We start from the raw sequence: 20,857 nt of genomic DNA on the forward strand, positions 1-20,857 counted from the left end.
GTTATGCCTCAACTCCTGCTGCCACCGACTCGGCCTTCGGGGCACGGTCGCGGCGGGGACGGTCGCTGCGCTCACGCGACGGCTTCTGCGAAGCCTGCTCGCGCGCGAGCTCCTTGTTCGTGATGTCGCCCTTGTAGATCCAGACCTTCACGCCGATGCGGCCGAAGGTGGTCTTGGCCTCGTAGAAGCCGTAGTCGATGTTCGCGCGGAGCGTGTGCAGGGGCACGCGGCCCTCGCGGTAGAACTCCGAGCGGCTCATCTCGGCGCCGCCGAGACGGCCGGACACCTGGATCCGGACGCCCTTGGCACCGGCGCGCTGCGCGCCCTGCAGGCCCTTGCGCATCGCGCGGCGGAACGCCACACGAGCCGAGAGCTGCTCGGCGATGCCCTGCGCGACGAGCTGGGCGTCGGCCTCGGGGTTCTTGACCTCGAGGATGTTGAGCTGGATCTGCTTCTTCGTGAGCTTCTCGAGGTCGGCGCGGATGCGCTCGGCCTCGGCGCCGCGGCGACCGATCACGATGCCCGGGCGGGCGGTGTGGATGTCGACGCGGACCCGGTCACGGGTGCGCTCGATCTCGATGCGCGAGACTCCCGCGCGGTCGAGCGACGTCTTGAGCAGGCGACGGATCTTGACATCCTCGGCGAGGTAGTCGGCGTAGCGCTGTCCGGGCTTCGTCGAGTCGGAGAACCACCGCGACACGTGGTCGGTGGTGATGCCGAGACGGAAGCCGTACGGGTTGACCTTCTGACCCATTACTTCGTACCCTCCTCGGGCGTCGCGAGCACAACGGTGATGTGGCTCGTTCGCTTGTTGATGCGGAAGGCACGGCCCTGGGCACGCGGCTGGAAACGCTTGAGGGTCGTGCCCTCATCGACGAATGCGCGCGTGATGTACAGGTCTTGCTCGTCCAGGTAGGTGTTCGTGGCATCGGCCTTGACGCGAGCGTTCGCGATGGCCGAGGCGACGAGCTTGTATACGGGCTCGCTCGCACCCTGGGGTGCGAACTTCAGGATGGCGAGGGCCTCCTGAGCCTGCTTGCCGCGGATCAGGTTGACGACGCGGCGAGCCTTCATGGGGGTGACGCGGATGTGTCGCACGCGGGCGATCGACTCCACCATTTCTTCCTCCTTCACACCACCGCGGTCAGCGGCGGCGGCCCTTCTTGTCGTCCTTCACGTGTCCACGGAAGGTGCGGGTGGGCGCGAACTCGCCGAGCTTGTGGCCCACCATGGTCTCGGTGACGAACACCGGGATGTGCTTGCGGCCGTCGTGCACGGCGATCGTGTGACCCAGCATGGCCGGGATGATCATCGAGCGACGCGACCACGTCTTGATGACGTTCTTGCTGCCCGCCTCGTTCTGGACGACGACCTTGCGAAGCAGGTGCTCGTCGACGAAGGGGCCCTTTTTGAGACTGCGAGGCATCTTCTCTTACTCCTACTTGCGCTTCTTGCCGACGGTGCGACGACGGACGATGAGCTTGTCGCTTTCCTTGTTGGGGCGACGCGTGCGGCCCTCGGGCTGACCCCAGGGGCTCACCGGGTGACGACCACCGGAGGTCTTGCCCTCACCACCACCGTGCGGGTGGTCGACCGGGTTCATCGCGACACCGCGGACGGTCGGGCGGACGCCCTTCCAGCGCTTGCGGCCGGCCTTGCCCCAGTTGATGTTCGACTGCTCGGCGTTGCCGACCTCGCCGATGGTCGCGCGGCAGCGCGCATCGACGTTGCGGATCTCACCGGAGGGCAGACGCAGCTGGGCGTAGGGGCCGTCCTTCGCGACCAGACGCACCGAGGCGCCGGCCGAGCGGGCCATCTTCGCGCCGCCACCGGGACGGAGCTCGATCGCGTGGATGACGGTACCCGTCGGGATGTTGCGCAGCGGCAGGTTGTTGCCCGGCTTGATGTCAGCGCCGGGGCCCGACTCGATCGGGTCACCCTGCTTGAGCTTGTCGGGAGCGATGATGTATCGCTTGGTGCCGTCCACGAAGTGCAGCAGCGCGATGCGCGCGGTGCGGTTCGGGTCGTACTCGATGTGCGCGACCTTGGCGGGCACGCCGTCCTTGTCATTGCGACGGAAGTCGATGACGCGGTACTGGCGCTTGTGGCCGCCACCGATGTGACGCGTGGTGATGCGGCCCTGGTTGTTGCGGCCACCGGTCTTCGAGAGCGGACGGAGCAGCGACTTCTCGGGGGTCGAGCGCGTGACCTCGGCGAAGTCGGCGACGGACGAACCGCGGCGACCCGGGGTCGTGGGCTTGTACTTACGAATAGCCATTGTTTTCTACGCTCCTCAGCCGACAGCCGTGAAGATGTCGATGGAACCGGACTTGAGGGTGACGATCGCGCGCTTGGTGTCCTTGCGCTTGCCCATGCCGAACCGGGTGCGACGGGTCTTGCCCTGACGGTTCAGGGTGTTGATCGACGCCACCTGGACGTTGAAGATCTTCTCGATCGCGAGCTTGATCTCGGTCTTGTTCGAACGGGGGTCCACGATGAACGTGTACTTGCCCTCGTCGATCAGGCCGTAGCTCTTCTCGGAGACGACCGGCGCGATGATGATGTCGCGCGGGTCCTTGTTGTGCGCGGCGCTCATGCCGAGACCTCTTCCTTCTTGGCCTTCGAGGCGATGAACGCCTCGAGCGCGGCCTGGCTGAAGACGATGTCGTCGGAGACGACCACGTCGTAGGCGTTCAGCTGGTCGACCGGCAGCACGTGCACGGTCTCGATGTTGCGGACCGCGCGCTCGCTGAGCTCTTCGTCGCGCGTCAGCACCACGAGGTAGCGCTTGGCCGGGGCGATGCCCGCGAGGAGCGCGACGGCGTCCTTCGTCTTGGCGACGTCACCGGCGGCAAAGCCCTCGACCGCGTGGATGCGGCCGCCGCGGGCGCGGTCGGAGAGCGCGCCGAGCAGCGCCGCGGCGATCATCTTCTTCGGGGTGCGCTGTGAGTAGTCGCGCGGCTGCGGGCCGTGGACGGTGCCACCGCCGGTGTGCTGCGGCATGCGCACCGAGCCCTGACGAGCGCGGCCGGTGCCCTTCTGCTTGAACGGCTTGCGACCCGAGCCCGAGACCTCGCCGCGGGTCTTGGTCTTGTGCGTGCCCTGGCGAGCGGCCGCGAGCTGGGCGACGACGACCTGGTGGATCAGCGGGACGTTGGTCTGCACGTCGAACAGCTCGGCGGGCAGCTCGACCGAACCGGTCTTCTTGCCGGTGACGTCGAGGACGTCGATGGTGTTGGCGGTAGCCATGGACTACGCCCCCTTCACAGCGTTGCGGACGAACACGAGACGGCCGCGCGCACCGGGGACGGCGCCCTTGACGAGCAGCAGGCCCTTCTCGGCGTCGACCGCGTGCACGCGGAGGTTGAGCACGGTCACGCGCTCGCCACCCATGCGACCGGCCATGCGCATGCCCTTGAAGACACGGCTCGGGGTCGACGAAGCACCGATCGAGCCGGGCTTGCGGTGGTTGCGGTGGGCACCGTGCGAGGCGGAGACGCCCTTGAAGTTGTGGCGCTTCATGACACCGGCGAAGCCCTTGCCCTTGGACGTGCCGACGACGTCGACCAGCTGGCCGGCCTCGAAGGCGCCGTCGATGGTCAGCTCCTGGCCGGCCGAGTACTCGGCGGCGTCAGCGGTGCGGACCTCGGTCACGTGGCGACGCGGCGTGACGCCGGCGGCCTTGAAGTGGCCCTGGAGCGGCTGGGTGACCTTGCGCGGGTCGATCCCTCCGGCCGCGATCTGCACGGCGCTGTAGCCGTCCTTCTCGGGGGTGCGGACCTGGGTGACCACGTTCGGCGCGATCTCGATGACGGTGACCGGGATGAGCTTGTTGTTCTCGTCCCACACCTGGGTCATGCCGAGCTTGGTGCCCAGCAGGCCCTTCACGTTCTTGGTAGCGGTGGACATCAGATACCTCAGAGCTTGATCTCGATGTTGACGTCGGCCGGGAGGTCGAGACGCATGAGCGAGTCGACGGCCTTGGGCGTCGGGTCCACGATGTCGATCAGACGCTTGTGGGTGCGCATCTCGAAGTGCTCGCGGCTGTCCTTGTACTTGTGGGGCGAACGGATGACGCACACCACGTTCTTCTCGGTCGGAAGCGGCACGGGGCCGACGACCGTGGCGCCCGCGCGGGTCACCGTGTCGACGATCTTGCGCGCCGAGGTGTCGATGACCTCGTGGTCATACGACTTCAGTCGAATGCGGATCTTCTGTCCCGCCATTGCTGACTCTCTCTCTGTTATGGCGTCTTACCCCTTCCGAGGGCATCGGACGCCGCGTAGTACCGCTGGTGCTGCACCACTGTTCTGCTGTCAAAGGCTGTGATCGAGCCTGTCGAAGGCACCCCGCCCGGCTGCTGCCTGGAACCATGGTTCCCGGCAGGCACAGCGATGGCCTCGACACACTCGACCCTCGAGCCGCCGGCACCCGCCCGCGCGCACAGGTCTCCCCGTGCGAAAGAGGGTGTCGGTTGTCGTGTTCTGCTGCCCGCGGCCTAGCCTGACCCTGACGCCCCTTGCGGAACCGGTGGCTATGCACTGCCTGGCAGTGATTCGAACGGCGCGCAGAGCCCACCGTTCGAAATGTTGAACTCAACGAGTTTGCCACAGTCGAGGCATCCGTGCAACCCGGGCGTGTCGCGCCCTCAGCAACACCCCCGACCGCCGGAACGGGTCCTCGATGTACCGCTTCGACAGGCCGGCGACGGTGATCGCGACGGCGACGAGGATCGCCATGAGCCAGGCCGGGCTCGGCATGCCGGTCAGGTACGGCACGAACATGAAGATCGGCCAGTGCCAGAGGTACAGCGAGTACGAGACGTCCCCGAGCCACTGGACGGGCCTCAGACCGGCGATGCGCGCAGGCGACCACGACGCCTGCGGCATCCCCGCCCAGATCACCGCGAGCGTGCCGAGCACGGGCAGGCCGACCACGAGCCCCGGGAACGCGTCCGGCGTGCGGAACGTCACGATCGGCACGAAGATCAGCACCAGCCCGATCCAGGACACCGCGGAGCGCAGACGTGCGCGGCCGGGCAGCGGGCTGCCGGCCAGCAACGCGAGCAGGCCGCCGACGCCGAACTCCCAGGCGCGCGTCAGGGTCGAGAAGTAGGCGACATTGTGGTCGGCGGCCGTCGCGATGAGCGAGTACACGAACGACGCCGCGGTGACCGAGCCGAGCACGACCGCGAGCGCGATCACGCGATCGGCACGCCAGCGCGTGGCGATCCACAGCCCGAGGATCAGGAGCAGCGGCCACGCCAGATAGAACTGCTCCTCGACCGAGAGCGACCAGAAGTGCTGCACGGGGCTCGAGCGCAGGTCGTCGCGCGCCGGATTCTGCGAGTCGCCGAGCAGCAGCCAGTTCTGGTAGTACAGCGCACTCGCGATGAACTCGCGGAACCAGCTTCCCCACATCCGCTGCGGCACGAGCGCGAGCGTGGCGACCGTGACGGTCGCGAGCACCACGATCGCGGCGGGCAGGATCCGCCGCGCGCGGCGGAGATAGAAGTCGCCGAGATGCATCCGCCCGGTGCGCGCGGCGTCGCGGAGCAGCAGGCCGGTGATCAGGAATCCCGAGACGACGAAGAAGACGTCGACGCCCATGTATCCGGCCGGCGCGACCGCGGGCCAGCCGTGGTGCAGGACCACCGCGCCCACGGCGACCGCTCGGAGGGCTTGGATCTCCGGGCGGACCGCGGTGCGGGTTCGTTCAGAGTTCGCGGGCCCCATCCATACCAGCGTATGTATGACCCTCGAACGGGGGCTGGGAGAACCCCGGAAAGCAGGGTGCCGCACTCCGCTCCACGAAACGCGCCCGACACATCCGAAAGACGCCGAACGGGGCCGGGCCCTGAGGCCCGACCCCGTTCGAGAGATCGAAGTACGCGGACTTACTTGATGATCTTGGTGACCGTACCGGCACCGACCGTGCGACCACCCTCACGGATGGCGAAGCCGAGGCCCTCCTCCATGGCGATCGGCTGGATGAGCTCGACCGTCATGTCGGTGGTGTCGCCGGGCATGACCATCTCGGTGCCCTCGGGCAGCGTGATGACGCCGGTGACGTCAGTGGTACGGAAGTAGAACTGGGGGCGGTAGTTCGCGTAGAACGGGTTGTGACGCCCACCCTCGTCCTTGGACAGGATGTACGCGGTGCCCTCGAAGTTCGTGTGCGGCGTGACCGAACCCGGCGCCACGACGACCTGGCCGCGCTCCACGTCCTCGCGCTTGGTGCCGCGGAGGAGCAGACCACAGTTCTCGCCGGCCCAGGCCTCGTCGAGCTGCTTGTGGAACATCTCGATACCCGTGACCGTGGTCTTCTGCGTCGGGCGGATGCCGACGATCTCGACCTCGGAGTTGATCTTCAGCGTGCCACGCTCGGCGCGGCCCGTGACGACCGTGCCACGGCCGGTGATGGTGAAGACGTCCTCGACGGGCATGAGGAACGGCTTGTCCTTGTCACGCACCGGGTCGGGGATCGAGTCGTCGACGGCCTCCATGAGCTCGACGACCGAGTTGACCCACTTCTCGTCACCCTCGAGCGCCTTGAGGCCCGAGACGCGGACGACCGGAGCGTCGTCGCCGGGGAAGCCCTGGCTCGACAGCAGCTCGCGGACCTCGAGCTCGACGAGCTCCAGGATCTCCTCGTCGTCGACCATGTCGGCCTTGTTCAGCGCGACCAGCAGGTAGGGCACGCCGACCTGCTTGGCGAGCAGCACGTGCTCACGCGTCTGGGCCATCGGGCCGTCGGTCGCCGCGACCACGAGGATCGCGCCGTCCATCTGAGCGGCACCGGTGATCATGTTCTTGATGTAGTCGGCGTGACCCGGGGCGTCGACGTGCGCGTAGTGGCGCTTCGGCGTCTCGTACTCGACGTGCGAGATGTTGATCGTGATGCCGCGCTGGCGCTCCTCGGGAGCCGAGTCGATCGACGCGAAGTCGCGCTGCACGTTGGTGGCCGACGGGTACTTGTCGGCGAGCACCTTCGAGATCGCGGCGGTGAGCGTCGTCTTGCCGTGGTCGACGTGACCGATCGTGCCGATGTTGACGTGCGGCTTGGTCCGCTCGAACTTGGCCTTAGCCACTGTGGGTCCTCCTCAGGACTCGTGTAGGAACCCCGGGCGCTGGATTGCGACCGGTGAGCTACGGGGTTGTGTTGTTATGTTACGCGACCCGATGGGGTCGTGCGGGCAGGGCCCGAGCTTCGTGAAAAGCTACTCGCCCTTGTTCTTCTGGACGATCTCGTCGGCGACAGCCTTCGGGACCTCCGCGTAGCTCTCGAACTCCATCGAGTACACCGCTCGACCCGAGGTCTTCGACCGCAGGTCACCGATGTAGCCGAACATCTCCGAGAGCGGGACGTGCGCACGCACGACCTTCACACCGGCGGCGTCCTCCATGGACTGGATCTGGCCGCGGCGCGAGTTCAGGTCGCCGATGACGTCGCCCATGTACTCCTCGGGAGTACGGACCTCGACGGCCATCAGCGGTTCGAGCAGGACGGGGTTCGCCTTGCGAGCGGCCTCCTTGAAGCCCATGGAGCCCGCGATCTTGAACGCCATCTCCGACGAGTCGACGTCGTGCGCCGCACCGTCGAGGAGGCTGGCCTTCACGCCGACCATCGGGTAGCCCGCGAGGATGCCGTACTGCATGGCGTCCTGGAAACCGGCGTCGACCGAGGGGATGTACTCGCGCGGAACGCGGCCACCCGTGACCTTGTTCTCGAACTCGTACGTCGTGTCGGCCGTGACCTCGAGCGGCTCGAGCGCGAACTGGATCTTCGCGAACTGGCCCGACCCACCGGTCTGCTTCTTGTGGGTGTAGTCGTGCTTCTCGACGGCGCGCTTGATGGTCTCGCGGTACGCGACCTGCGGCTTGCCGACGTTCGCCTCGACCTTGAACTCCCGCTTCATGCGGTCGACGAGGATGTCGAGGTGCAGCTCGCCCATGCCCTTGATGACGGTCTGGCCGGTCTCGGGGTTGAGCTCGGTGCGGAACGTCGGGTCTTCCTCGGCGAGCTTCTGGATCGCGGTGCCGAGCTTCTCCTGGTCGGCCTTGGTCTTCGGCTCGATCGCGACCTCGATGACCGGGGCCGGGAACGTCATCGACTCGAGGACGACCTGGTTGTCGGGGTCGCACAGGGTGTCACCGGTCGTGGTGTCCTTCAGACCGATGACCGCGTAGATGTTGCCCGCGGTGACCGCGTCGACCGGGTTCTCCTTGTTGGCGTGCATCTGGAAGATCTTCCCGATGCGCTCCTTCTTGCCCTTGGTCGAGTTGATGACCTGGCCACCCGAGTCGAGGTGACCCGAGTACACGCGGATGTAGGTCAGGCGACCGAAGAACGGGTGCACCGCGACCTTGAACGCGAGCGCCGCGAACGGGTCGCTGGCGTCGGCGTGACGCTCGATGACCTCGTCCTCGTTGCGCGGGTTGCGACCCTCGACGGCCGGCACGTCGAGCGGCGACGGCAGGTAGTCGATGACCGCGTCGAGCATGGGCTGCACGCCGCGGTTCTTGAACGCCGAACCGCACAGCACGGGGTAGATCTCCGAGTTGACGGTGAGCTTGCGGATCGCACCCTTGATCTCGGCGACCGTGAGCTCCTCGCCGCCGAAGAACTTCTCGAGCAGCGCGTCGTCGGTCTCGGCGACGGTCTCGAGGAGCTGCTGGCGGTACTGCTCGGCCTTCTCCTTGAGGTCGGCCGGGATCTCCTGGACCTCGTACTTGGCGCCCATGGTCACGTCGCCCTTGGCGTCGCCCGGCCACACGAGGGCGCGCATCTCGATGAGGTCGACGACCCCGATGAAGTCGCTCTCCGAGCCGATCGGCAGCTGCAGCACGAGCGGCTTGGCACCGAGTCGCTTGATGATCGTGTCGACCGTGAAGTAGAAGTCGGCGCCGAGCTTGTCCATCTTGTTGACGAAGCAGATGCGCGGGACGTCGTACTTGTCGGCCTGACGCCACACCGTCTCGGACTGGGGCTCGACGCCCTCCTTGCCGTCGAAGACGGCGACCGCGCCGTCGAGCACGCGGAGCGAGCGCTCGACCTCGACCGTGAAGTCGACGTGGCCGGGGGTGTCGATGATGTTGATCTGGTTCTTGTTCCAGAAACAGGTGACCGCGGCGGACGTGATGGTGATGCCGCGCTCCTTCTCCTGCTCCATCCAGTCGGTCGTCGAGGCGCCGTCGTGCGTCTCGCCGATCTTGTGGTTCACGCCCGTGTAGAACAGGATGCGCTCGGTGGTGGTGGTCTTGCCGGCATCGATGTGCGCCATGATGCCGATGTTGCGGACCTTGTTCAGGTCGGTGAGCACGTCAAGTGCCACGGGGTTCCTCCGGTTTGGATGGGAACGAACAGGGAAGGTGGGCGGATGCCTCGGCGGTGGCCGAGGCATCCGCCCGGCCCATTACCAGCGGTAGTGGGCGAAGGCGCGGTTCGACTCGGCCATCTTGTGCGTGTCTTCGCGGCGCTTGACCGCGGCACCGAGGCCGTTCGAGGCGTCGAGGATCTCGTTGGTGAGACGCTCGGTCATGGTCTTCTCGCGGCGGGCCTTCGCGTAGCTCGTGAGCCAGCGGAGGGCGAGCGTGTTCGCGCGGTGCGGCTTGACCTCGACGGGGACCTGGTAGGTCGAACCGCCGACGCGGCGCGAGCGGACCTCGAGGGTCGGGCGCACGTTGTCGAGCGCCTTCTTGAGGACCGCGACGGCGTCCTGGCCGGACTTGTTGGCGACGTTCGAGAGCGCCTCGTAGACGATGCGCTGCGCGAGGTCTTTCTTGCCGTCGACGAGGATCTTGTTGACGAGCTGGCTGACGACGGGCGAGCCGTAGACCGGGTCGGCGACGACGGGGCGCTTCGGAGCGGGTCCCTTGCGAGGCATTACTTCTTCTCCATCTTCGCGCCGTAGCGGCTGCGGGCCTGCTTGCGGTTCTTCACGGCCTGCGTGTCGAGTGCGCCGCGGATGATCTTGTAGCGCACGCCGGGGAGGTCCTTCACACGACCGCCGCGGACGAGCACCATCGAGTGCTCCTGCAGGTTGTGGCCCTCACCGGGGATGTAGGCCGTGACCTCGGTGCCGTTCGAGAGCTTCACACGGGCGACCTTGCGGAGCGCCGAGTTCGGCTTCTTCGGGGTGGTGGTGTACACACGCGTGCACACGCCGCGCTGCTGGGGGTTGGCCTTCAGGGCGGGCGCCTTGGTCTTGGTGACCTTGGGCGAGCGACCCTTGCGGACCAACTGCTGAATGGTTGGCACTGCTTCTCCTTGTTGTGCTGCACGGTGACAGCGTTGATGGATGTCTCACATCACGACCCACCGACCCCGCGAGACTCGCGGAGCCTTCGTTGATGGGTATGCCGTGGGGGCTGGATGCCCTGATGTGCGAGGGGTTGCACACCCGCGTTGCACTCGGAATTCCCCGGGCACAGCGCAGGCGCGCGGCTACGCGCACACCCGATCAATGGTACTTCCCCGGTGCAGAGCGGTCAAATGGCGAGCGGATGCCTCGCGCGGCGGTTCGCGCACGGCGGAACCGCCTCGCCGTGACGGGCGACCAGGCCGGTCAGGTGTGCGGCCAGCCGGGGGCGTCGAGCTCGCGTTCGAGATCGGCGAGCAGCTCGGCGACCTGCGGCTCGACCAGGCGTTCGACCGCGCTGCCGATGCGGCGCGAGTGATGGGTCAGTTCGGTGCAGACTCGGCGGCCGACCTGCTTGGCGAAGTCGTCGGCGAGCCGCACCTCTTCGCGCAGCGCGTCCTTCTCCTGCGGCGTGAACGGCCGCGGCGCGGGTTCGGCGGACTCGGCCGCGGCATCCGCCTCGAGGCCGGACAGCGTGAACAGGAACGGCTGGTCGGCCACCGGCTCGGGGTCGAGCTCGAGGCCGCGGTACTCGGGGTCGAGCCCCTCGCCCGCGCGGTACGGGCGCTTGGCCTTGCGCTCCTCAGCCAGCCTGATCTCGCGGTGCAGCATGGGCAGGTTGCGCGCCGTGTAGTCGTCGACGGCGTCGTCGATGATGGTCTTCATCCGCATGGAGAACGCGTGCTGCACGGGGTGCGGCACGTCGACGTCGAGCCCGGCCGCGGCGAGGATCGGCGAGCCGAAGCAGCGCTGGCACAGGCGCACCCGGGCGCGGTGCGTGCCGGGTCGCCATCGCGGCAGCCACTGCAGCCACCGGTCGACCTCGTGGCTCACGCGCGCCTCGATCGAGCCTTCCACGCAGCTCACCCTAGCCGCAGATATATCGCTGAACGGGGAGGTTGCGGTCGAACGGCCCGGCGCTCCGGCGTGGACCGGGGCGGACGAGGGCTACTCCCCCGGTCGCTCCCAGGGCCAGCGCGGCCGCTCCATGCCCTCCGCACGCCCGCGCGCGACGACCACGGCGAGCGACGAGACCACCGCGGCCGCGGCGGGCACGAGCAGTCCGAACCAGCCAATGCCCAGCCCGAGGCCGAACAGCACGCTCTCGAGCACGCTGCCGGTCGTGCCGAGCACATGGCCGATCGTCGCGACCACGACGAGCGCAAGCCAGCTGGACACGGTCGCGATCACCACGGTCCCGGCCATGTGCCGCGGCTTCCGCAGTCGCAGGCCGAGCGTCACGAGCACGGCGGCGACGGATGCCCCGACCGCGGCCGGGCCGACGAGCACCCCCGCGCGCGGGTCGGCGACGACCTCGACGTCGAGCAGCAGGCTCACGAATCCGTACCCGCACACGACCACGGCGAGGTACAGCGCCGTCGCGAACCCCGCGATCACCCAGGCGTTGCGTGCATCCATCCCTCCGAGCGTACGCCGCGGCCCGAGACATCCGCTCGGTTCACCCGTTCCTTGCTCAGGAAGCACGCGCGCCCGACCCACCCGTTCCTTGCTCAGGAAGCACGCGGCGGGCCGCGGCGTGTCGCGGCCCGCCGCGCCGGCCCGGCCCGCATCCTTCCTGAACACGGAAGTCGGCATGCCCGGTGAAGACCAGCCGCGCGAAGCGCCGTCCACCGAGACATCCGCTCGCTTCCCGCGTTCCTTACTCAGGAAGCACGCGCGGGGCCGCGGCGTGTCGCGGGGCGACACCCCGGCCCGACAGGAGTGGTTCCTGAACACGGCGCACCGCGAGGGCGGTCAGTGCCCGTCGACGCGCCTGCCAGGTACGCTCGGAGGCAGCCTTGCCCTCGACGAAAGGTCGCCCGTGCGCCCCGACGACGCCGTTCTCGCCGCTCACCCCGAGGAGTTCCGGTTCGCCCGTTCGACCGCGAAGACGGTCGTGTTCACGACGCTCACGGTGCTCGCGCTGGTCGGGCTCGTGCTCGCGGTCGTGAACTTCGACGCGATCCGGGGCGATGCGGCGACCAACATGAGCGGGCGTCGCGCAGGGCTCAGCCCGGTGGTCGCGCCCGTGGTCGTCGTGGCCGCCGCCCTGTTCACCGTGCTGTTCGGACTGCTCGCGTGGCGCGAGTCGCACGCGTGGCGCCGGCTCGCCACCGGAACCGCGCTCACGGCGCGCCGCTTCACGGTCGCGGGCGGCGACGACGTCGCCGAGGCCCTGCACGCCCGCTTCGTCACCGGCGACCCCGCACAGTACCTCCCGGTGCCGAATCACAAGAAGGGCGACGTCGCGGTGCGCGTGTATCTCGCGAAGCCCGACCGCATCGCGTTCATCACGGTGCAGCGCGGGAAGGGGGCCGAGACCCGGGCCTGGCCGCTCATCACGTTCCGCGACCGTGCGTACGTGCAGCTCAAGAACCTGCAGCCGGTCGACTTCGGTCAGCCTGCGAAAAAGGCGGGAGCGGCCGGATCCATCGACCCGTTCCTGCGCGGCTGATGACGGGCAGCGAGTCAGCTCGGGCGAGCGGCGAGTCGCAGGGGGCGAGCGGCGCCGAGCCGGCCGGCACCGTTCCGACGTCCGCCGGCGCCGCCGTGCCCGCGACGTCCGGGCCGCTCCGGTTCGAGGCACTCGTCGACCGCGCGAAGACCGATTCCGCCAGGCGTTGGAACACCGGGTTCATCGTCACGGGCGGCCTGCTCGTCGCCGTCGCGGCCGCGGGCATCGCGGCGCTGGTCGTCACGGGCTTCGGGTCGTGGTTCACGATCGCGCTCGTCGCCGTCTTCGGCGTCGCCGCGGTCGGCATGATCGTGACGAGCGTGCTGCGCGGGCGGATCCTGCGGGTCCTCGCCGGGCCCGGCGCGGTCGCCTGCCGGGTGACCGACACGGGTGTGACGCTCGCGAACTCGCCCGAGATCGCGTGGGGCGAGCTCGTGTTCGTCGGCGTGTTGAACGACCGGCCGCGCACGAACCGCCTGAAGAACGTCCCCGTGTACGGCTGGGCCGGCCGCGCGGCGCTGAAGGCCGGGAACGGCACGATCCTGTGCGAGCTCGCCGTGCGCGACGGTGAGGCACTGCGCGCTCGTTTCACCGACCCGGCGGGCGCGAAGCGCGTGAGCCTCTACGGCCGGTTCGCCGACGGCACCCGCCGCGGGCTCATCCCGCTCCTGCTCGACGCCGTGCTCTCAGAGGAGACGACGCAGGCCGTGGTCTCGGTGCTCTTCGCCGAGGCCGCTGCGCGAGGCATCCCGCACTCGCTGCACGAGAACGCGTTCGCGTTCACGAAGTGGAAGGGTCCGCAGCTCGACCCCGCCTGGCCTGCCCTCTGACGTCGGCATCGCCGTCACGATCTGCGGGTCGGCCGCGCCGCGCACCCGCGAATCGTGACGGGATCGGCGAACCGCTACCAGCCGGGGTGGCCCTGGCACGCGACGCCGAGCCCGTTGAACCCGATGTTGGGGTCTTTGAAGAGGCGCCAGGCCTCTGCGGTGTCACCGGCGCGCGCGGCCGCGTCCATCTGGTGCAGCGTCGCGACCGCGATCGGATGCCACGTCAGGTAGTCGGCCTCGTCGATGCCCTCCGTCCCCGCGGCGAGCACCTGCCGCACCGCGGCGATGCGCTCGACGAGGTCGGGCGCGGCCGACGGCTTCATAGTCGCGAGAATGCCGGTCTCGACGAGCGAGAGCACCGGCTGCCGGAGCGCCTCGCAGCGCGCGGCGAGCGCGTCGTCCGTCACCGGCCGGCCGCCTCAGGCCGCACGAACTTCTCCTTCGGCGTGCGCTTGCCAGCGCGGAACGCCTCGAGCGCGACGTGCGGCGCGACCGCCGAGGCCGCGAAGAGCGCACTCTCGTCGGCGGCGACGAAGATCGACCCGCCGCCGCGGGTGCCGCTCACGACCAGGACCGCATCGTCGTCGGGCAGCAGCCGGAACCCCGGGGTCGCCTCGGGCTGGATGCGGCGGAACAGTTCGGTGCCCACGTCGATCAGGCGCTGCTGCTCGGCCGTGGGCTCGCCTTCGACGAACGCGCTCTCGGTCATGCCTCCCACTCTATCGACGCGTGCCCGTGCAGACATGGGGAGGACTCCCCGTCGGAAAGCCCCGCGGCGACCAATACGCTTGGAGGCATGTTCGACGACCTCCGGCGCCAGCTCGACGACCGACGCATTCCCCGGCAGGCCGTGGTCCTGCCCGGCGACGACGCCCCGACGCTCCAGGGCGCACTCGCGCTCGTCGCCGACGACGGCGGGTTCGATCTCGTGACCGTCGACTACGGCCGGGCCGTGCCGCTCGGACGCACCGATCATGCGGATGCCGCTGCGGCGCTGCTGCTCGACTACCTCGACCGTCCGCTGCCCGAGCCGAAGCGCATCGGCGCCGACGAGTACCGTGCACTGGCGGCTTCGACGGCCGAGCAGGCCGACGAGCTCCGCCCTCGGCTCGCCGAAGGACCCCTGCTCACCCGGCTGCCGGCGGGGCTCGCGGTCGACCGCATCGGTGCGCTCGACGGCGTGCAGCTCTTCCCCGCGGAGACCTCGGTCGAGCAGCGTGCGCTGCCGCCGACCTCGCTCACGGGCGACGCGCGGCTGCACCGGTTCCTGACCGCCGCGGACGTGCTCGTGCGCGTCGAGGTCGTCGCGCCGTGGTTCGGTCAGCCCGGCGGCGGCGTGCGCTTCACGCTCGCCGACGACTTCGTCGGTATCCGCGACCTCGTGGAGTCGGGCGCGCTGGCGCAGGCGCTGGTCGAGTAGCGACCGACGCAGGAACACCCCCTCCGCTGGTCGAGTAGCGACCGAGGAACGAGGACGCGTATCGAGACTGGTGACCCGGCCTCGAGATCGACTCGCGGGGTCTCGATACGCTCGCTGGCGCTCCCTACTCGACCAGCGGCGGACACCAGCGCGGTGCGTAGCTCACGCGACCGACGGCGGCACCGCGCGTGCGTTCGGGTCGAGGAACGCGGCCATGAGCTCGGCCTCGGGGATTCGCGCGAACTGCGCGAACCGCACGGCGTCGTTCGCGGCGAACTGGCCGGAGCGGAACCGGGCCACCATGGGCGCGCCCGCCTCGTCCCAGCGCAGCTCGGCCGCGTCGGGCTGCTCCACGAGCTCGAACCCGGCCGGCAGCGCCGCGGGGTCGACGGAGACGTCGAGGCGCGGCAACCGCAGCCGGGCACGCACGGCCGAGCCCAGCCGCAGCACGAGCTCGCGGCGGACCGGCGCGAGCGCGGGGCTCGAGATCACCGGGCGGGCGCGACCGCCGCGTTCGCTGGTCTCGAGCACGTACTCGCCGTCGCGCTCGACGACGGCGTCGATGAGCTCCATGTCGCTGAACCGGGCCAGCACGCCGTCCCGCGGCGGCAACGGCACCATGCGGCCCTGCTCGGCGAACGCGATGAGTGCCGGGTCATCGAGCCCCGGTGCGGCCGCGTTCACGCGTTGCGCCGTTGCGCCGCTGCCGCGTCCAGGTCGGCCGCCGGCGTGCGGCGGCCACCGCGCCAGCTGTCGAGCATCGCGTCGCGCGAGAGCGCGGACGTCCCGAACAGCAGCGAGCCGTCGTCGCCCACGAGGATCTGGCTGCCGCCGAAGCCGAGCTGCCACACGTACACGGCGCCGTCGGCGGCGATCGCCTCAGCGCCGAACTGCAGGCCCGGCGTGAGCGCGTCGAGGTAGTCCCGGCCACGAGCCGCGAGGGCCTCCTGGTCGGGCGTCAGCTGCGAGGCATCCGTCATCGCCCGTCTCCTTCTCGAGGCGCCGCGGGCGCCAGCTCGTCCAGGTCTCGCGGGGCTCCGCCCGTCTCCACGAGGAACGCCAGGTGCTCCTTGAGCGGCCGGCGGGCGAGGTTGCCGACCGTCTCGGATCCGCCCGCCGAGAGCGGGAGGACGAAGCCGAAGCACTCGTCGATCGTGGGGACGCCGAGCGCGGCGACCGCCTCGTCGTAGATGCCGCGCTGCAGCCGGGTGGCGTGCTCCTCGGGGTCTTCGAGGTCCGAGAAGATCATGCCGTTCGCGCGCTTGGCGAACGTGACGTAGAACCCGTACCGGAACAGCACGAGCACGAACGCCCCGTCGTGGAAGACGACCAGGTCGCCCCACGCGGTCGCGAACAGCGGCAGCGCGCCGGGGTGCGAGGGCAGCAGCGTGTCCATGACCGGCAACAGCGTGGCCGGGTCGATCAGTCGCGCGAATCCGTCGGCGCTGACGATCGCGCCGTCACCGGTCCACGCGTCCTCGACGCGCGCGGGCACCAGCTCCCCGTACCGTTCGATCACCTCGGGGGCGATCGGACCGGCGACCTGGTAGCCCGGCTGGAAGTGCTCGTTCATACGACCTCTTCGATGATCACGTTCATGTGGATCGAGTCCCACATCGATGCTGGCACACGCTCGAGGATCGCGAGGACCTGCTCCTCGATCCTCGGCACGAAGTCGCGCTGGAAGATGCCGCCGATCGCCTGGTTCTCGGCACCGCCGTTCATGCCGCTGATGTCGGTCGGGTCGCCGCCCGCGACCATGTCGAGCCGGTGCGTGGCGTTCAGCTCGGATGCCTCGGCTTCCGCCTGTCGCTCGGCGTCGCGCGGGCTCAGCGGCGGATCGGCCTGCGTGAGCTGCTCGATGCGCTGGTCGATCCAGTCGTCGCGGGTCTGCTTCTGCGCGGCGAGCGAGCCGCTCACCCTGCGGTAGTCCTCCGGGTGGTTGATGAACGCGACGCGACGCTCCATCCACTCGGTCAACGTCATCTCGTTCAGCACGCCGCTCGCATCGCGGAACTGCAGATCCATCTCCGCGGGGTCGCAGTTCGCCGGGCAGGCGGTCTGCAACTCGAGCGGCTCGGCGATCACGAGGCTGCCGTCCGGGGCCATCGCAAGCACCGGCGGGGTGCCGGACGTCAGCTCCTCGAGCTCGGCGAACTCGTGCTCCGTGGGTCCGTCGGCGAAGGGGTCGGCCGTGCGGGTGTGCTCGACATACTCCTCGAACCGGGAGGTCAGCTGTTCCTCGCGGTCGTTGAGCGGGGAACGCGCCGGGTCGGCGCCGAACACGGTGCTCGGGCTCGCCGCACCGCCCGTGCCGGGCGCGGGCGCTCCGGCCGCGGTCGTGGCGCCCGCGGTCGTGCCGGCCGCGCCGGAGAACGCGGGCGGCGTGCTCGCCGGGTTCCACACCACGCCGAGGTCGGGCAGGACCGTCGCCGGCCGAGCCGCACCGTTCGTCGTCTCGACGCCGTCGCCGAACGACGACCAGGGCTGCAGCTCGGGCGTGACCCCGGTCGCGGCCTCGACCACCGACGGATGGAAGCCCGCGTGCCCGAACCGCACGTCGCCCATCGCGGGCGGCCAGCCCTGGACCGCGCCGGTCTGCGGGTCGAGCGTCAGGATGGTGCCGTTGTGGTTGTAGGCCACGAACCAGTGCCCCATGCCCGTGTTGCGGACCACGCCGACCACCGTGTGCGACCCCGGGCCGAGGTGCAGCAGCGTCGCCGAGATCTGGTCGGGCGTGAGCACGACCTGGGGCACGCCCGTGTCGGCCTCCATGCCGCCGACGTCGCGCGAGCTCATGTCGGCCTGCGCGGCCGGGTCACCACCGCGGAGGATGCCGTTCAGCGTCGAGGCGGTCGAACCGCAGTTCACCGAGAACGGCGAGTGCGGGTCCCCGGTGAACTGCGGGTTCACGGACTGCCCCGAGACGGCCTGCACGACGTCGTCGGCCGGCATGCTCGACGCGTTCGCGTCGGGGTCGATCGGCAGCGAGACCGGCTGCGCGGGCGTCGACACCGGCGGCGTGCTCGACGCCGGGTCGTCGGCGCCGAACGGGGTCTCCGAGCTCGAGGTCTCCGTCGCGGGGGACTCGGTCGTGCCGAACTCGTTCGCCCCGGCGGGGGTGTTCGGGTCGGCCGGGTCGGTCGCCGGGTCGGTCGGCGGGCCGCTCGCGTCGGTCGCCGTCGCTGCATCGGTCGCCGTCGCCGGGCCCGCGGAGGCGGCCGAGTCGACCGTCGTGGCGGGAGCGGTCGGCGCGCTGGGCGCGGCCGGGGCCTGACCACCGGATGCCTCGCTCGGCGCGCTCGGCGCACTGGCTCCGGTGGGCGTGGCTGGCGAGGTCGTCCCGGTCGACGGGCTCGCGTCGGTGGTCGACGTGCTCGGAGCACTCGCTGCGCCCGGCGCACCCGCTCCGGCGGCCGCGGGGCCTCCCGCACCGCGGAGCGCGCTCGGCGCATCCGGCGCGCTCGGCGAACCCGCCGGAGCGCTCGGCGCCGCGCCGAGCCGGTCGGCGCTCGGCAGGGTCGGCGCGTACTGGCCGGCGGCGCCGTCGACGTCGGTGCGCACGAGCACGCCGGCGTCGATCAGCTGGTCGACCGTCATCGGGCGGCCGTCGGGGTCGAGGACCCGCACCTGCATCCCGCCGCCCTGGTGCCCGAACGCGGGAGCGATCTCCGACACCTCGATGCGCACGCCTGCGGGCAGCCGGCCTCCGAACTCGTAGATCGAGTACGGGTCGCTGAGGTTGCTGGGCGGCAGCGAACGGTGTTCGAACGGCGTGCCCGGGAGCGAGAAGAATCCGCCGCCGGGGCCGCCCATGCGATCGAGCTGGTCGCCGTAGTGGGCGATGAACTCGTCGAGGTCGGCGAACTCGACGAACGAGCCCTGCGTGCCGCCGTCGTTGCCCGGGTAGATCGGGAACCCGTCCTCGTTCGTGTACCGCGACTCCCACTCGGTGCGCGTGTAGGGCGTGCCGTCGTCCGCGCGGCCGTAGGGCGCGTCGGGGTCGCTGATCAGGTGCGCGATCTCGTCGGGCACGGTGCCGGGGTGCGCGAACGGGTCGGCGAGTGCGCCGCTCTCACCCGGGGCGCGCACGTCGCCGTAGTCCGGGTCGATCGGGTTGTCGGCGACGCGGTCGGGAACGCGTTCCCAACCGTTCCCGTGGTCGGCGCCGGAGAGCACCGGGTCGCCCATCGACTCGTCCCACGGCGTGGTGGCCGGGTCGGTGCCGGAGCGCGACGGATCGATCTCGGGCGACGGCGAGGTCGTTCCGGCGGACCCGAACCCGGCTTCGGGTGCGTTCGGTGCGGTCGCGCCGGGAGCCGACGGCGCAGCAGGTGCGTTCGGTGCGGTCGCGCTCGGCGCGGCCGGCGCACTCGGCGTGCTGGGCGCAGCCGGCGCGGTCGCGCTCGGCGCGGCCGGCGTGTTCGCGTCATCCGCGTCGGGCTCGGTGGCGCCGGGCTCGGTCGCCTCGGGCTCCGTCTTGGGCGGGTTCGGGTCGACGACGTCCTCGGGCCGGATCGAGGCGTCCCAGTTGGTCGCGTTCGGCTCGTTCGGCGGCCACGGGCTGCGGTCGCCGGTCTGCGCGTCGAGCACCCAGACCTGGTCGCCGTCGAAGTACGCGTTGAACCAGTGCCCGTCGCCGGTCGACCGGTCGATGCCGACGACGCAGTGCGAGCCGGGACCCATCGCGCGCAGCGAGGCCTCGACCCCTTCGGGCGACATGCGAGTCTGCGGATTGCCGGTGCGGGCCGCCATCTCGGCCGTGCTCAGGGTGCTGCCGCCGGGGGCCTCGGACACGGGGTGCCCGCTGAGGAAGTCGTTCAGGTTCGACGCCGTGTGGCCGCAGTTCGTCGCGAACCCGTTCGACGGGTCGCTCCAGTCGAAGTTCGGGTTGATGTCGGTGAGCGCCCCGTCGATCTCCTCGATCGTGCGGGTCGACTCGTTGTTGGGGTGGCCCGCCTCGTCGGCGGCCGGCTGGTCGGCGGCCGGCTGGTCGGGCGACTGGCCGGATGCCTCGGGCTGACCGGATGCCTCGGGCGCGCCGCCGTCGGCCTGGCCGCCATCGGCCGGGCTCGACGGGTCCGCCGCGTTCGGGGCGTCGTTCGCCCCGGTGCCCGGCCCGTCGGTGGAGGGGCTCGACGGTGCGGAGCCCTGCGGCTTCGGCGCGATGGGTGCACTGCTGCCACCGGTCGAGGGTGTGAGGAAGGAGGGGCGCGCGATCGCGGCGACACCGGCTGCGGCGGCACCGCCGACGACCGCGAGGTCCTCGGGCGCTGGGCCGTCGGGGTTGCCGTCGCCATCCGCCACGCTGCCGTCGCCGTCGGTCGACGTGCCATCGGCGTCGGTCGAGGTGCCGTCGGCGTCGGTGGAGGCGCCGTCGGTGGAGGCGCCGTCGGCGTCGGCGGACTGGGCGGGCGAAGCGGGGGCGCTCGGCGCATCGGCGTCGGCCGAAGACGGACCGTTCGACGAGGAGACCGTGCTCGCCGGAACGCCCGCACCGGCCGGCGCGTCACCGCTCGGCGCACTCGGGGCCTCGGCACCCGGACCCGACGGAGCATCCGCCCCCGGGGAGCTCGGCGCAGCCGGCGCCTCAGCACCCGGACCCGAGGGGACATCCGTACCCGGCGAACTCGGCGCACTCGGCGCGTCTGCACCAGGCGCACTCGGCGCGTCGGCACCCGGACCCGACGGAGCATCCGTGCTCGGCGAGCTCGGCGCGCTGAGCGCCTCAGCACCCGGACCCGACGGAGCATCCGTGCTCGGCGAGCTCGGCGCACTCGGCGCGTCTGCAC

Annotated in this window: 24 protein-coding genes and 1 pseudogene; 4 read left to right on the top strand and 21 right to left on the bottom strand. The window is 70.3% G+C overall.

Annotated features, from left to right (window positions below; all coding sequences use genetic code 11):
• Nucleotide 1 precedes the first annotated feature (1 nt).
• The 15 genes from rpsC to RH864_RS01065 all read right to left on the bottom strand — a co-directional run bounded on the left by rpsC (nucleotide 2) and on the right by RH864_RS01065 (nucleotide 11,779).
• Nucleotides 2-754: a 30S ribosomal protein S3 gene (gene rpsC, locus RH864_RS00995; RefSeq protein WP_310515637.1), complete on the bottom strand. Its 753-nt coding sequence runs from the start codon at nucleotides 752-754 to the stop codon at nucleotides 2-4.
• The gene (gene rplV / locus RH864_RS01000) at nucleotides 754-1,119 is read right to left on the bottom strand and encodes a 50S ribosomal protein L22 (protein ID WP_308797139.1); all 366 of its coding nucleotides are present in this window, start codon (nucleotides 1,117-1,119) and stop codon (nucleotides 754-756) included. The genes rpsC and rplV overlap by 1 nt, the downstream gene beginning before the upstream one ends.
• A 25-nt stretch (nucleotides 1,120-1,144) precedes the next feature.
• A complete protein-coding gene (gene rpsS, locus RH864_RS01005) occupies nucleotides 1,145-1,426 on the bottom strand; it encodes a 30S ribosomal protein S19 (protein ID WP_022889728.1) in 282 nt (93 codons plus the stop codon).
• 12 nt (nucleotides 1,427-1,438) lie between these two features.
• On the bottom strand, nucleotides 1,439-2,278 hold the full coding sequence (rplB, locus tag RH864_RS01010) for a 50S ribosomal protein L2 (protein WP_310515638.1): 840 nt from the start codon (nucleotides 2,276-2,278) through the stop codon (nucleotides 1,439-1,441).
• Between the two features lie 15 nt (nucleotides 2,279-2,293).
• Nucleotides 2,294-2,596 carry a 50S ribosomal protein L23 gene (gene rplW, locus RH864_RS01015; protein ID WP_153685731.1) on the bottom strand — a complete coding sequence of 101 codons (303 nt, stop codon included), beginning with the start codon at nucleotides 2,594-2,596 and terminating at the stop codon, nucleotides 2,294-2,296.
• Nucleotides 2,593-3,249 carry a 50S ribosomal protein L4 gene (gene rplD / locus RH864_RS01020; protein WP_310515639.1) on the bottom strand — a complete coding sequence of 219 codons (657 nt, stop codon included), beginning with the start codon at nucleotides 3,247-3,249 and terminating at the stop codon, nucleotides 2,593-2,595. The genes rplW and rplD overlap by 4 nt, the downstream gene beginning before the upstream one ends.
• 3 nt (nucleotides 3,250-3,252) lie before the next feature.
• Complete coding sequence (rplC, locus tag RH864_RS01025) at nucleotides 3,253-3,909, bottom strand: 50S ribosomal protein L3 (protein ID WP_310515640.1); 657 nt, start codon at nucleotides 3,907-3,909, stop codon at nucleotides 3,253-3,255.
• Between the two features lie 8 nt (nucleotides 3,910-3,917).
• Complete coding sequence (gene rpsJ, locus RH864_RS01030; RefSeq protein ID WP_017201594.1) at nucleotides 3,918-4,226, bottom strand: 30S ribosomal protein S10; 309 nt, start codon at nucleotides 4,224-4,226, stop codon at nucleotides 3,918-3,920.
• Nucleotides 4,227-4,595: 369 nt separating this feature from the next.
• Nucleotides 4,596-5,735 carry an acyltransferase family protein gene (locus tag RH864_RS01035; RefSeq protein WP_310515641.1) on the bottom strand — a complete coding sequence of 380 codons (1,140 nt, stop codon included), beginning with the start codon at nucleotides 5,733-5,735 and terminating at the stop codon, nucleotides 4,596-4,598.
• Nucleotides 5,736-5,896: 161 nt separating this feature from the next.
• Nucleotides 5,897-7,090, bottom strand: coding sequence for an elongation factor Tu (gene tuf, locus RH864_RS01040; protein ID WP_310515642.1), 1,194 nt, complete (start codon nucleotides 7,088-7,090; stop codon nucleotides 5,897-5,899).
• A gap of 129 nt (nucleotides 7,091-7,219) precedes the next feature.
• Nucleotides 7,220-9,334 carry an elongation factor G gene (gene fusA, locus RH864_RS01045; protein ID WP_310515643.1) on the bottom strand — a complete coding sequence of 705 codons (2,115 nt, stop codon included), beginning with the start codon at nucleotides 9,332-9,334 and terminating at the stop codon, nucleotides 7,220-7,222.
• 81 nt (nucleotides 9,335-9,415) lie between these two features.
• Complete coding sequence (gene rpsG, locus RH864_RS01050) at nucleotides 9,416-9,886, bottom strand: 30S ribosomal protein S7 (protein ID WP_310515644.1); 471 nt, start codon at nucleotides 9,884-9,886, stop codon at nucleotides 9,416-9,418.
• Entirely contained in the window at nucleotides 9,886-10,260 is a 375-nt protein-coding gene (rpsL, locus tag RH864_RS01055) for a 30S ribosomal protein S12 (RefSeq protein WP_022889720.1), read from the bottom strand. Before rpsL ends, rpsG begins: the two co-directional genes overlap by 1 nt.
• 307 nt (nucleotides 10,261-10,567) lie before the next feature.
• Nucleotides 10,568-11,218 carry a spermidine/putrescine ABC transporter substrate-binding protein gene (locus RH864_RS01060; protein ID WP_310515645.1) on the bottom strand — a complete coding sequence of 217 codons (651 nt, stop codon included), beginning with the start codon at nucleotides 11,216-11,218 and terminating at the stop codon, nucleotides 10,568-10,570.
• A 90-nt stretch (nucleotides 11,219-11,308) separates the two neighbouring features.
• Entirely contained in the window at nucleotides 11,309-11,779 is a 471-nt protein-coding gene (locus tag RH864_RS01065; RefSeq protein ID WP_310515646.1) for a DUF6121 family protein, read from the bottom strand.
• Nucleotides 11,780-12,182: 403 nt separating this feature from the next.
• Between RH864_RS01065 and RH864_RS01070 the strand changes: the two genes are divergently transcribed.
• Both RH864_RS01070 and RH864_RS01075 read left to right on the top strand, forming a co-directional pair.
• Nucleotides 12,183-12,815: a hypothetical protein gene (locus tag RH864_RS01070; RefSeq protein ID WP_310515647.1), complete on the top strand. Its 633-nt coding sequence runs from the start codon at nucleotides 12,183-12,185 to the stop codon at nucleotides 12,813-12,815.
• Nucleotides 12,815-13,645, top strand: a complete 831-nt coding sequence (locus RH864_RS01075; protein WP_310515648.1) for a hypothetical protein — start codon at nucleotides 12,815-12,817, stop codon at nucleotides 13,643-13,645. Before RH864_RS01070 ends, RH864_RS01075 begins: the two co-directional genes overlap by 1 nt.
• 74 nt (nucleotides 13,646-13,719) lie before the next feature.
• Here RH864_RS01075 and RH864_RS01080 read toward each other — a convergent pair whose 3' ends face one another.
• Nucleotides 13,720-14,052 (bottom strand): hypothetical protein, encoded by a 333-nt coding sequence (locus RH864_RS01080; RefSeq protein WP_310515649.1) that lies wholly within the window; start codon nucleotides 14,050-14,052, stop codon nucleotides 13,720-13,722.
• Nucleotides 14,049-14,354, bottom strand: coding sequence for a hypothetical protein (locus RH864_RS01085; RefSeq protein WP_310515650.1), 306 nt, complete (start codon nucleotides 14,352-14,354; stop codon nucleotides 14,049-14,051). Before RH864_RS01085 ends, RH864_RS01080 begins: the two co-directional genes overlap by 4 nt.
• An 87-nt stretch (nucleotides 14,355-14,441) precedes the next feature.
• Here RH864_RS01085 and RH864_RS01090 point away from each other — a divergent pair, with 87 nt between their 5' ends.
• The gene (locus tag RH864_RS01090) at nucleotides 14,442-15,065 is read left to right on the top strand and encodes a TNT domain-containing protein (protein ID WP_310515651.1); all 624 of its coding nucleotides are present in this window, start codon (nucleotides 14,442-14,444) and stop codon (nucleotides 15,063-15,065) included.
• Nucleotides 15,066-15,227: 162 nt separating this feature from the next.
• On the opposite strand, the gene RH864_RS01095 is transcribed toward RH864_RS01090, so the two are convergent.
• Genes RH864_RS01095 through RH864_RS01110 form a run of 4 tightly spaced genes read right to left on the bottom strand, consistent with a single transcriptional unit; the run spans nucleotide 15,228 to nucleotide 20,372 of the window.
• On the bottom strand, nucleotides 15,228-15,749 hold the full coding sequence (locus tag RH864_RS01095; RefSeq protein ID WP_310515652.1) for an Imm61 family immunity protein: 522 nt from the start codon (nucleotides 15,747-15,749) through the stop codon (nucleotides 15,228-15,230).
• A complete protein-coding gene (locus RH864_RS01100; protein WP_310515653.1) occupies nucleotides 15,746-16,045 on the bottom strand; it encodes a hypothetical protein in 300 nt (99 codons plus the stop codon). Before RH864_RS01100 ends, RH864_RS01095 begins: the two co-directional genes overlap by 4 nt.
• Nucleotides 16,042-16,638 (bottom strand): T6SS immunity protein Tdi1 domain-containing protein, encoded by a 597-nt coding sequence (locus RH864_RS01105; protein ID WP_310515654.1) that lies wholly within the window; start codon nucleotides 16,636-16,638, stop codon nucleotides 16,042-16,044. The genes RH864_RS01100 and RH864_RS01105 overlap by 4 nt, the downstream gene beginning before the upstream one ends.
• Complete coding sequence (locus RH864_RS01110; RefSeq protein ID WP_310515655.1) at nucleotides 16,635-20,372, bottom strand: glycohydrolase toxin TNT-related protein; 3,738 nt, start codon at nucleotides 20,370-20,372, stop codon at nucleotides 16,635-16,637. Before RH864_RS01110 ends, RH864_RS01105 begins: the two co-directional genes overlap by 4 nt.
• Between RH864_RS01110 and RH864_RS01115 the strand changes: the two are divergent.
• A pseudogene (locus RH864_RS01115) lies at nucleotides 20,353-20,857 on the top strand (hypothetical protein); the annotation flags it as partial. The gene RH864_RS01110 and the pseudogene RH864_RS01115 overlap by 20 nt on opposite strands.

The sequence above is a fragment of the Agromyces aerolatus genome, assembly GCF_031432255.1.
Lineage (GTDB): Bacteria > Actinomycetota > Actinomycetes > Actinomycetales > Microbacteriaceae > Agromyces.

Excerpts from the sequence above, each read along its gene's own strand:
- rpsC (WP_310515637.1), bottom strand. The coding sequence starts at position 754 with ATGGGTCAGAAGGTCAACCCGTACGGCTTCCGTCTCGGCATCACCACC.
- RH864_RS01090 (WP_310515651.1), top strand. The coding sequence starts at position 14,442 with ATGTTCGACGACCTCCGGCGCCAGCTCGACGACCGACGCATTCCCCGG.
- rpsS (WP_022889728.1), bottom strand. The coding sequence starts at position 1,426 with ATGCCTCGCAGTCTCAAAAAGGGCCCCTTCGTCGACGAGCACCTGCTT.
- RH864_RS01105 (WP_310515654.1), bottom strand. The coding sequence starts at position 16,638 with ATGAACGAGCACTTCCAGCCGGGCTACCAGGTCGCCGGTCCGATCGCC.
- RH864_RS01085 (WP_310515650.1), bottom strand. The coding sequence starts at position 14,354 with ATGACCGAGAGCGCGTTCGTCGAAGGCGAGCCCACGGCCGAGCAGCAG.
- rplD (WP_310515639.1), bottom strand. The coding sequence starts at position 3,249 with ATGGCTACCGCCAACACCATCGACGTCCTCGACGTCACCGGCAAGAAG.
- rpsJ (WP_017201594.1), bottom strand. The coding sequence starts at position 4,226 with ATGGCGGGACAGAAGATCCGCATTCGACTGAAGTCGTATGACCACGAG.
- rplC (WP_310515640.1), bottom strand. The coding sequence starts at position 3,909 with ATGTCCACCGCTACCAAGAACGTGAAGGGCCTGCTGGGCACCAAGCTC.
- RH864_RS01035 (WP_310515641.1), bottom strand. The coding sequence starts at position 5,735 with ATGGGGCCCGCGAACTCTGAACGAACCCGCACCGCGGTCCGCCCGGAG.
- rplW (WP_153685731.1), bottom strand. The coding sequence starts at position 2,596 with ATGAGCGCCGCGCACAACAAGGACCCGCGCGACATCATCATCGCGCCG.
- rpsG (WP_310515644.1), bottom strand. The coding sequence starts at position 9,886 with ATGCCTCGCAAGGGACCCGCTCCGAAGCGCCCCGTCGTCGCCGACCCG.
- rplB (WP_310515638.1), bottom strand. The coding sequence starts at position 2,278 with ATGGCTATTCGTAAGTACAAGCCCACGACCCCGGGTCGCCGCGGTTCG.
- RH864_RS01100 (WP_310515653.1), bottom strand. The coding sequence starts at position 16,045 with ATGACGGATGCCTCGCAGCTGACGCCCGACCAGGAGGCCCTCGCGGCT.
- RH864_RS01065 (WP_310515646.1), bottom strand. The coding sequence starts at position 11,779 with ATGGATGCACGCAACGCCTGGGTGATCGCGGGGTTCGCGACGGCGCTG.
- rplV (WP_308797139.1), bottom strand. The coding sequence starts at position 1,119 with ATGGTGGAGTCGATCGCCCGCGTGCGACACATCCGCGTCACCCCCATG.
- RH864_RS01075 (WP_310515648.1), top strand. The coding sequence starts at position 12,815 with ATGACGGGCAGCGAGTCAGCTCGGGCGAGCGGCGAGTCGCAGGGGGCG.